Annotated in this window: 7 protein-coding genes; all 7 read right to left on the reverse strand. The window is 49.6% G+C overall.

Features of this window, described 5'->3' with window-relative positions:
• Positions 1-3: 3 nt before the first annotated feature.
• Positions 4-1,782: a hypothetical protein gene (locus BP97_RS0105585; protein ID WP_331281299.1), complete on the reverse strand. Its 1,779-nt coding sequence runs from the start codon at positions 1,780-1,782 to the stop codon at positions 4-6.
• Between the two features lie 17 nt (positions 1,783-1,799).
• A complete protein-coding gene (locus tag BP97_RS0105590) occupies positions 1,800-2,759 on the reverse strand; it encodes a sugar phosphate isomerase/epimerase family protein (RefSeq protein WP_156043145.1) in 960 nt (319 codons plus the stop codon).
• Complete coding sequence (locus BP97_RS0105595; protein WP_028548207.1) at positions 2,756-3,799, reverse strand: Gfo/Idh/MocA family protein; 1,044 nt, start codon at positions 3,797-3,799, stop codon at positions 2,756-2,758. Before BP97_RS0105595 ends, BP97_RS0105590 begins: the two co-directional genes overlap by 4 nt.
• Positions 3,800-3,813: 14 nt before the next feature.
• Positions 3,814-4,896: a Gfo/Idh/MocA family protein gene (locus tag BP97_RS0105600; protein WP_028548208.1), complete on the reverse strand. Its 1,083-nt coding sequence runs from the start codon at positions 4,894-4,896 to the stop codon at positions 3,814-3,816.
• A 169-nt stretch (positions 4,897-5,065) separates the two neighbouring features.
• A complete protein-coding gene (locus tag BP97_RS0105605) occupies positions 5,066-6,613 on the reverse strand; it encodes a response regulator transcription factor (RefSeq protein WP_028548209.1) in 1,548 nt (515 codons plus the stop codon).
• Complete coding sequence (locus BP97_RS35425; protein WP_051620386.1) at positions 6,600-8,405, reverse strand: cache domain-containing sensor histidine kinase; 1,806 nt, start codon at positions 8,403-8,405, stop codon at positions 6,600-6,602. Before BP97_RS35425 ends, BP97_RS0105605 begins: the two co-directional genes overlap by 14 nt.
• 172 nt (positions 8,406-8,577) lie before the next feature.
• Positions 8,578-9,873, reverse strand: a complete 1,296-nt coding sequence (locus tag BP97_RS39550; protein WP_197035413.1) for a Gfo/Idh/MocA family oxidoreductase — start codon at positions 9,871-9,873, stop codon at positions 8,578-8,580.
• Positions 9,874-9,971 lie beyond the last annotated feature (98 nt).

Raw genomic sequence — 9,971 nt, forward strand, 5'->3', positions numbered from 1 at the left:
ATTTCACGACAATTTTATACTAAATGTACGGTCAAACGGTGTCATGAGGTTTACATGCACATACCGGCATCCCGCAGGATGCTCGTCCTCGCGCAGCACAGGCAGCCAATGCTCGTGAGCTCCTGAAGAAATTTCCACCCCATAATTACCAGCTGTAATTTGGGCGTTGCCGCTCTTAAGAAAGAAGCTATCCGGCCCAACCTGCTGCAGATCCTCTCCTTGGATGCTGGCTTCAGCGCCAAAAATAAATGTCAGCTGAGTGTATACATCCTCGAGCTCATCCGAACGGATGCGAAGCAACCATTCTGCATCCCCTTGAGTCAGTTCCGCAGTCAATGTATGTGTCTGCGCATGAGTAAGCGGACGATGCTGATGCGGCAGCAAATACCATGGACTCAGCTGCATACGACTCTCGGAGCTGCCCGGCAAATGCTCCACGGGAATGGGACCATTATATCCTTTGATCATCTGAGTGGTAAGCTGGAATTCTTTGAGTGCCAGTTCCCCATTGGCGTTAAACTCAGGCTCCGCATTTAGCACATCGAATTTGACTATGCCAGGAGAGAACGAAGTGCTCAGCTTGATCCCAAGCAGCCGCACTTCTCCATGCCGTAGAGAAAAAAATGAAGGCGATTTGCTCATCAAGGTCATGCTCGTTTGTCCATCGCGAATCCGGACAACCGGAGCTCCAAAAGCCAAATGCATGCTGCTGTGATCAATGCGATTATGATGCCCCACATCGTCAAGCTGCTGTAAGTGTAATTTCATCGGATGATCGTAGTTGATAAATTTCTTGTATTGCTGCGGCAGCACTGCTCTCTCCAAGCCCGCAAGCTGCGACAAGTCGTGATATAACAAATAACCGAGGAGCACGTTATTGTTGACTGCACCAGGCTGCCTAACGAACGAGGCGGCATAGTCCGACATCGCTGCAAACAGCGGGTCGCGGTCAAGTGCTGCCATCAAGCGGTAAATAAGAGCATAGCTCGATAAGTCTGCCATTTGCCCGTAATCCTGACGTCCAGAATAATCGGTTACGATCTCGCCGGACGGATGGATCAAATACACCATCATACGCAGATTGCGGCGCACGGCATCTAACCATTCGGGTCGATTCAACGTGCGGGCGGTATGATACAGCGCAATATCACTGACTGCGTTATAGATTCCGTTGCTTCGCTCCGTCCATTCGCCATCTGCGGTGATGTCTATTCCTTCATCCAGCCATTCGGCAGCCCTCGCTACAAGCTCAGGCAATCCGAACAGCTCATACAGCAGCCCGAGCGCCGCAGTAAGCACCCACCGGTGATTCGGCGTATGGCAGCCGCCTGTCAGCATCGCCGGGATCGTACGCTCCAAGAACAGCTTCAGCTTGGAGATCACGCAGCCAAGCTCAGCCCAATCTCCTTCATGGGCCTGCAACAGCTGAACCATCGGCACCATACCGCCAATGACAAATCCGGTATCCGGCGGCGAATGATAATTCGTCGAGCCAAGGGATATCGTCCCGTCCTCATGCTGACGGTTTAGCATAAACTGCGCTGCCTGCTCCATGGCAAGGAGCAGAGCAGCATCACGGTAATAGCGTGATGCTGGATTCACCAACGAAACCGCCCATACCGCCATGAACGCCGGAGTTCCAAGATGGTTCGCCCTCGCGATGCCCGTATCGTCGAGAATACCTCCAGCATACTTGGACTGGGGATCATGGACTTGGCGAAGCAGTGCCGCTTCCGTCCAATCGTCATTCATACTCGTTAACCGCACAACTATCGGTTCCACCGTTGTCACTCCCGTTCTTATGATGGCTGCAAGCCTCTACGAGCTGCAATTTTATCGGTTATTAACGTGTGGCTTCGGTGAATTTCCTCTGGCTGGCACACCGCCTTCAATTCATACACCTTCACCTTGGCGGCATCAATCGCCTCCAAAAAATGATCGAAGTAATTCATATCGTTGCTGTGGACGTACGGACACCAATGATCCGACAACTCCAGCGTTTCATGAATGTGCACCCCATAGATGTATGGCAGCACCAGCTGCAGCTCCTGCAGATTATCGTATAAGCCCATTCTGTCCATCATCATCGCATGGCCGATATCATACCACAGATAAACCGGACTGCCCTTTAACCCGTCGCAGATCGATTTTGCTTCCATTAATGTCGGCATTTGGTAGCAGCGCGAGCGTGTTTCGATGCCTAGAGCCACGTTCCAACCTCTACGGGCAGCATAGCCGCAAGCCTCCTCCAGGCTGTCCTGAATCCGCTTGGCATAAATAGGACTCAACCGTTCGCGACGTTCGGACATTTCCTTCCACAGCTTGACGTACTCTGAAGATTTTTTGCCATGCTCCCGATACAGCCTCTTCAGCTCCGAATCGATATTGTAATCAAAAGGCACCTCGCCCGGATGCACCACTACAGCCTTAGCCCCATACCGGTCCGCATATTCCATAGATCGGATCAATAGCTCCACGGAGCGTTTGCGCTTCGATTCATCATCAAATCCGAGCATTACTGAATCGGTGTCGTAATCCTTGTCGTCTATGAAAGGAAACACATTATGCACGCTGGATATGCCAATCTCACCCTGCTCGATCATGGGTTCTATCGTCGCCAGCAATGCATCATTCACGTTGTAATTCAGCTCCACGTATCGATAGCCTAGCTCCTTGATCTCCTCGATCATTCCCCTTCCTGCCGTATGCCGCTTGATGTTCCAGCATGTCGAGAACGAATACTCCCCTTTATCCATCATTTCCATGCTCCTTCCTCTAGCAGCTCCGCCATGTCGTTTAGCCGAACCGATGCTCCTGATTTCGCCGACAGGTTGGACGCCTCGATTAAACGTGTCAAATCAAGTGCCAGCTGTATATTTTCGACAGCGGTCGTGTCATTTTGAATATGCGATACCCACTGCTCGAAAGAGGAAGGACGGGCTGCCGGAAGCTCCTGCACCTGCCACTCCATAATTCCAGCTTGCTGCATCTTCGCACTCTTCACCAGAAACCTCTCATCATGCCGGGAGAATAGCAGGCTGCCTTCAGTGCCATGCACTTCGATGACAAAAGGCGAGAACGGATTGACGAAGCCCGCTTCGACGATTGCCATCGCCCCGCTCTCATATTGGAGCACGGAGACGGCATTGTCCTCAACCTCGCGCCCCGTAATGTAGCCGAAGCTCGTGCTGACACTATCCGGCATGCCGAGGAATAATCGAGTCAGAACCATCGGATGGCAGCCGAGGTCAGTCAGCGCGCCTCCGCAGCACTGCTCAAGGCTGAAGAAGTGAGAAGGTAGCCATCCGTCTGGCGATTTCTCCGTGGATAAAGCTCCATTATGGGACAGGCGCGTCCTCACAAGCGTCAATTCCCCCAATACACCTTGGTTCAATATGCTCTGCACAGCCAACGTAAACGGCATGTTCAATCTCGGCAGAGAAACCGTTAGCTTGACTCCAGCCTCTTCTACGGCTTCCAATACATCCAGACATTCCCGAGTCGTGGCGGCGATTACTTTTTCTGTGAAAATATGTTTGCCAGCCCGAGCCGCCGCAACCATCACCTCGTGATGTCGATTTGTCGGAGCATCAACAATGACGGCATCGATATGGGGCTGCGCCAGCAGCTCCTGCAAGTCATCGTAGAACATGACACCCCGTTCAGCTGCCTGCTCCCTCCCCCGTTCCGCAACTTCATCCCATACAGCTACAATATCTGTATCCGGATGCTCATCCGCTTGTCTTGCGTAATCCTTGGCATGAACGTGCCAGAAGCTTAGCATTGCCACTTTGATCATGTCCTGCTCTCCCTTTAATCAAAATATACAGCACGGCCTGTCCGGTTCGATTCATAAATCGCTTCAAGAATTTCCGAAACGACGCACGCCTGCTCCGGAGTGACCATAGGCTCTTTATTATGGACCACCGCTTCGATCCACAGACGAATTTCTTTATCCTGCATGCTCTCTTTCTTGCCCTCATAGAAGTCAGCGCCCTTAGCTTCGAATTGAAGCTGGTTCACAAACAAACGCGAATGCTTTTCTCCGTTAATTCGCAGTCCATCCTGCATATCCGCTCCACCCTCGGTACCGCACAGCGTGCTCTTCGCTTCCTTCACGTCCAACGTATTCAGCGCCCAGCTTGACTCCAGCATGACGGTAGCACCGTTCTTCATGACGATCATCCCGAAGGCGGAATCTTCCACCTTGAACTTGGCCGGGTCCCATGGCCCCCAGGCATTGGCGGCTTTTTCTCTACGAGACAGCTTATGATAAGCCGTGCCCAGCACCACTCTCGGCTCGTAATTGTTCATCAGCCACAGGGTCAAATCGAGTGCATGTGTGCCGATATCGATCAAAGGACCTCCACCCTGCTTCTCTTCGTCCAGAAACACTCCCCATGTCGGAACCGCACGTCTGCGAATCGCATGAGCTTTGGCAAAATAAATGTCGCCAAGCTCCCCATCCTCGCAAATTTGTTTCAAATACATGCTATCGGCGCGGAATCGGTTATTGTAACCGATCGTCAGCTTCTTCCCGGTACGCTTTGCCACTTCAACCATGCGGCGAGCGTCGACTGCGGTTTTGGCCATCGGTTTCTCGCACATTACATGCTTGCCCGCTTCCAGTGCTGCAATGGATATTTCCGCATGAGAATCATTAGGTGTACACACATGAACCACATCTATCGAAGAGTCTGCCAGCAGCTCTCTGTAATCTTCATATATTCTTGCTCCTGGAGCACCGAATTTCTCAGCAGCATCTCGTGCCCGTTCCAGCGAAATATCGTAAAAAGCGCCGATCTCCACCTGCTCCAGCTTGTTCAAGCTAGGCAAATGCTTGCCTGTCGCGATCCCCCCGCAGCCGATGATTGCGACTTTCAATTGTTTTCCCATTGCGTCTTAGCCTCCTATGAGTGTCAAATCAACTTATATTGTTAATTATAGGCGGACAAAAAAAAGAACCCTTAAAAATTTATAGACGAATCTATAAATTCATTGGGTATGTGTTAAAGGGGTGTAAACGTTCAAGAATCTCCAGCTGCTTAGTCAAGGTACTTTAAGGTCAGGGTACCTTACGATATTCCTTAGGCGACATTTGAAACTGCTGCCTGAACACGTTTGTAAAATAATTCGGCTCGTCAAAGCCAACAGCACAGGCGATTTCGAATATTTTCATATCGGTATTGCGGAGCAAAAGCGCTGCCTTATCCATTCGAATACGGGTAACGTAGCGTGTGAAGCTCTCTCCGGTTGATTTCTTGAACAAGACGCTAAAATAGCTCGGATTCAAATGAATATGGGAAGCCACATCCGTCAATCGGCATTCTTCGCTGTAATGCTCTTCTATGTATTTAACCGCTCTCTCAATCAAATTATCACTCTTCGAAGCCTGCCAGTTGTTAAAGAGAAGAATAAAGCTTCGTACCTGTTCCTTTGCCCAGTTAAGAACCTCCTCTGGAGACCAATGGCTTTGCGGCATATCATACGGGACCCCGGTTAATACGGCGGCTTCATCGGTTTCAAATTGAGTTTGAACGGTGCTGTGCATAGCAATCGATAGCGTTAATGCATACAGCTTCATCTCGTCGGGGGTTTGGGATTGCAGCTCCTCTAGCATCCGATCCAGCAGCTGCTGAAGCTGATCCGCCTGTCCCGTCATAATAGCGCTCATCAGCTGGACCTCCAGCTCCTTCACACGCGCTTGACTCAAGGACAATGACGTAGTAGCACCCGCTTCATTCGACTGTACTTCGGAAAACTCCGACTTTCCGCTAGCAGCTCCCTTCGCCCCTGCATATAAGACGGCTAATTGCTCGACCTTAGGAGCCATTCCCATTCGCATCCAATGAAGATGAATATTCAAGTATTGGAGAGCCGACGCTTGAATGGCTTCCCGAACTCCGTCCTCTAGCCTCTGCTGCTGCGAAACAAGAACGAATCGGTCATGCTCGATTAATATAAGCCTTGCATGTTGTCCTTCTCCTCGAAGCAGCTCCTCAATAATATTGGATAGCGCAAATTGAATGAGGCTTAAATCACTTTTTCCGTACTGCTTCTTCGCCAAATCCGCATTATCCAGCTGAAGCTGCCACAGCTCGGTGCCTTCCAGCAGATCGTTTAAGCATTGGGCATCCTGAGGCGTATAGGGCAAATCAAGCAAAGCCGAACGGAGCGTTTGGTCCTGTTCAAGCTTCTGCTGAAGCTTTCGGTTCTGCCTCTGAGCATACTGCTCGTAGAAACGCTCTGACGCTTTGACAAGTACCTGCCTCACATCCTCCTCCGTGCACGGCTTGATTAAAAAATCGAGCGCTCCATGGCGTACCGCCGCCTGAGCGTACTCGAAATGCTTATATGCCGTCAAAATAATGACCAGCATATCAGGGTATCGTTGCCTCAACCTCCCGACAAACTCAATCCCATCCATCAAAGGCATCCGAATATCGGTCAGCACCAGATCCGGCTTCACCTGATCCAGCAGCTCCAAAGCATCCTGGCCGTTGCCTGCCTCTCCAACGACACTCCAGCCGAGCTTGCCTTCCTCTACCATCCGGGCAAGCCCCTTACGAAAATTAGGCTGGTCCTCCACAATCAATACATTACCGTTCAGCATGCTCCGAGACTCCCTCCTCCGTAATATCCAACGGTAGTATCAATCGCATCGTCGTACCGCTTTCCGGTACGCTCGTAATTTCTAGCCGGTAAGGCTTGCCGTAAATAAGCTCTATTCTTCTAATCACACTTCGTACCCCCAAGCTCTCCCTGCCGTCTCGCTGAGGCACCGGTGTACCAGGAGCGCCGAGCAGTCGTGACAAAGCCACATCATCCATCCCGCAGCCATTATCAATCACTTCGATTTCCAGAGCTCCTTCGCGATGCCTTGCTTTGATCATCAGCACCTTATGGGACACTTTATTGCGAAAAGCATGCAGGAATACATTTTCAACTAAAGGCTGGAGCAGAGAACGCATCATCTTGCAGTTCAATACTTCTTCCTCCACTTGGAACATCGTTTCCAGATCGGTTTCAAACAGCTCTGTCTGCACCTTGACATAATTGCGGATTTGCTGAATTTCTTCTTTAACGGTCGTAGAGGTTCGAACAGGCATCAACGAATATTTCAACATTTCCGAAATGGCGGCGATGAGAGCAGCCGTTTCCTTCTCATTTTGCAAATACAGCTTCCAGTATATTTCGTTAAACATATTGTGTAGAAAGTGAGGATTCAACTGGGCCTGCAGCGCCTTTAGCTCGGCCTCTCGTTCACTGATCTGCGTCAAGTACACTTCCTTGATAAGGTGGCCTACATGCTCCGCCATCGCATTGAAGCTTTCGCCGATATAGGCGAGCTCGTCCTTCGTGCGGACTTCAATCCGCGCTTCGAAATCACCGGAACGCACCTTGCGCAAGCCTTGCAGCAAATCTTTAAGCGGCCTTAACAGCTTGCCGGTGGACAGAACGATCAATACACTTGCTAGAATGATGCTGATTAAGCCGGAGAACACGATTTTTTGCGATAAGGTCTGGTTCTTTTTTCGAATTTCAGCCAGTGAGGTTCCACTTACGAGCTTGAACGATACATTTTTGGACTCGCTTTGGACAAACAAGTGGTTCTCCACCAGTTCAGTATCTTCCAACTGCTTGAGCATTTTCAGCTTATCGCCGGATTCCGGCACGACATTGCTGTATAGCAAATCTTGCGACTGGTTGAATAAATAGACTTCGCCAGTACCATCTTTGGTCAGCTCCTTTAATGAGCTGGAGAAGAACGATTCGTCGATAGCCATCACAAGCATACCGTATGTATTCAAAAAGCTGTTTTTCATCCAACGGGCGACGATGATCGTCTGACGGAAGCCGCTCGGCTCAACCGTGCTCGGCAGAGGCATGCTCATCCATACGAGATCCCCGTACGTATCGGTGATTTTGGAACGGATCACCCGAAACACGTAAGCATCAAACTTGTTAATGGAGGAGCTGGTATAGCTGAAATAGGAGGGATTTCCGTTCAGATCATACAAATACATGCCCGTAATGTACGGCGCATCAAATTTGATCTGGTATATTTGCTCTTCAATCTGCTTTTTATCGTAGTATAGATTGTAAGGATCAACAGCCTCATTTTCATTGATACGGATGATCATCTTCTCAATTTGCGGATTGAATACAATAGTTTGAGAAATCCGGTTAATCTCCTGCACCTTCAGCTCCAGCTTATTCAGCGCTTCGTCGTTCGTTCGTGAAAACTGCTTGCTGATTTCTTCCTCAAATAGTCTCCAATTGTTCTCGTAGGTCAAATATCCGGTAATGCCGAAGGAAAGTAAAATGATAACGGACAAGTTCAAAATAAGCTTTACCTGAAAGCTTTTATTAATCCCGACGATCCATCGATACCAAATTCCCATTCTATTACCCCTGTCGTTATGTCGTCGGCTGGAGGATCTGCTGTTCTATTATAGGCGAGGTGTTTTTCACAGTGTTAACGAGGTATGAATTTAGTAATGACAAAAGGCCCGAATCCGGACCAAACCGAACCCGGGCATAGAGGTAATCCATTCCTACTGCTACAGCTTAAGATCAGCCGTTTTTCATGACTTCAAAAATAATCGATCGAAGCGGCTGATCACTATTGTTCTCCAATCCGTGCTTCCACCAAGGCTTGTTCAGGATGATGTCTCCCGCCTTGACCTGTCGCTGTTCTCCGTTGACCGTCATGATGCCGGTGCCCTCCAGAATGATGTAAACCTCCTCATCTTCCCGATGGCCATGATAACCAATGGATGCGCCCGGGGGAATTTCGCTATAGCCCAGGAACATGATTGGCGTGTCAAAATCATCCTTGGAAAACAATCGTTTACCGTAGGTTAATCCTTTTCCATGATGGCTGACGCCCGGTTCACCGAACTCGGCTTCCAAATAGTTGCGTACGATCATCGGACCGTAGCCCCAGCTTGAAGAGGTATCCACCATTTGATTGTGCTTAAGTGATTCCCTTGTGTAATGGGCTAACGCTTGGTTGCGCAAATAATCCTTGGCACTCGTCTCCGCCTCTCGATTCTCCTCCAGAGCTTGCAAGAATTCACTGAATGGGCTAGGCGCGTCCACTTCACTGAAATCGTCGAAATGCGTGGTCTCACCCTCTTTGGTCAAATAAATTTGATTATCGATCAGCTCAAGACAACCTTCCGTTCCTTCGATCCGCCAATTGCCGGACCAGTCCGTTGGCTTGCCCTTGGAACGTGTCGAGCAGGTGAAGGTAGCGGAAATTCCCGCTTGCATATCCATTACGATATGAAGCTGATGGCGGTAGGTAGCAAATACTTTGCCGACCTCGCGCCCCGTCAAATAACGGACCAAATCAAAGTGATGAACGACTAGCTCTTCCAGGATATCTAGCTTATCCGGCAGCGGTCTGTCGGTGCTGCGATAAAATTCACCGTCTACGGTAAGAATAGCCCCAATGCTTCCTTCATCCAGCAATTGCTTCAGTTTTCTAACGAATGGGAACCTTCGGTAGTTTTCCGCTATCATATACGGAATGCCTTCCTTGTCCGCACGTTCCACCATTTCCTTAGCGTCCGCATAGTTATCAGCAATCGGCTTTTCACTAAATACCGGCAGTTTATGATCGAAGGCGATTTGATTGATTTGTTTATGTACATGCCTCGGCGTAACGTTCAACAGCACATCTGGTTTTTCTTGCTCAATAGCTTCCGAGATCGAAGTGTAAAAAGGTACTCCGTCCTCTTCGATCTTACTTCTCTTGCTCTCATCGCTATCGGCAACTGCCAGTGTCACCTCGCTGTATTGATTGCGGAGCCTCCGATACCATCCGGAACCGAAACCTCCCAAACCCACTAAAAGCGCTTTCATGTCAAACCCTCCCGCATATACACAATTTTGTACAAGGTACAAGTTCATCATAGGCATGCCGGGCAAAATAATCAATCCCTTTTTCGGCCATACAAAAA

The organism is Paenibacillus sp. UNC451MF, from assembly GCF_000686845.1.
In the GTDB taxonomy this organism is placed as follows: domain Bacteria; phylum Bacillota; class Bacilli; order Paenibacillales; family NBRC-103111; genus Paenibacillus_S.

What these genes read in the sequence shown, in the direction of transcription:
- BP97_RS0105590 (WP_156043145.1), bottom strand. Translation starts at nt 2,759, where the DNA reads ATGATGGATAAAGGGGAGTATTCGTTCTCGACATGCTGGAACATCAAG.
- BP97_RS0105595 (WP_028548207.1), bottom strand. Translation starts at nt 3,799, where the DNA reads ATGATCAAAGTGGCAATGCTAAGCTTCTGGCACGTTCATGCCAAGGAT.
- BP97_RS0105600 (WP_028548208.1), bottom strand. Translation starts at nt 4,896, where the DNA reads ATGGGAAAACAATTGAAAGTCGCAATCATCGGCTGCGGGGGGATCGCG.
- BP97_RS0105605 (WP_028548209.1), bottom strand. Translation starts at nt 6,613, where the DNA reads ATGCTGAACGGTAATGTATTGATTGTGGAGGACCAGCCTAATTTTCGT.
- BP97_RS35425 (WP_051620386.1), bottom strand. Translation starts at nt 8,405, where the DNA reads ATGGGAATTTGGTATCGATGGATCGTCGGGATTAATAAAAGCTTTCAG.
- BP97_RS39550 (WP_197035413.1), bottom strand. Translation starts at nt 9,873, where the DNA reads ATGAAAGCGCTTTTAGTGGGTTTGGGAGGTTTCGGTTCCGGATGGTAT.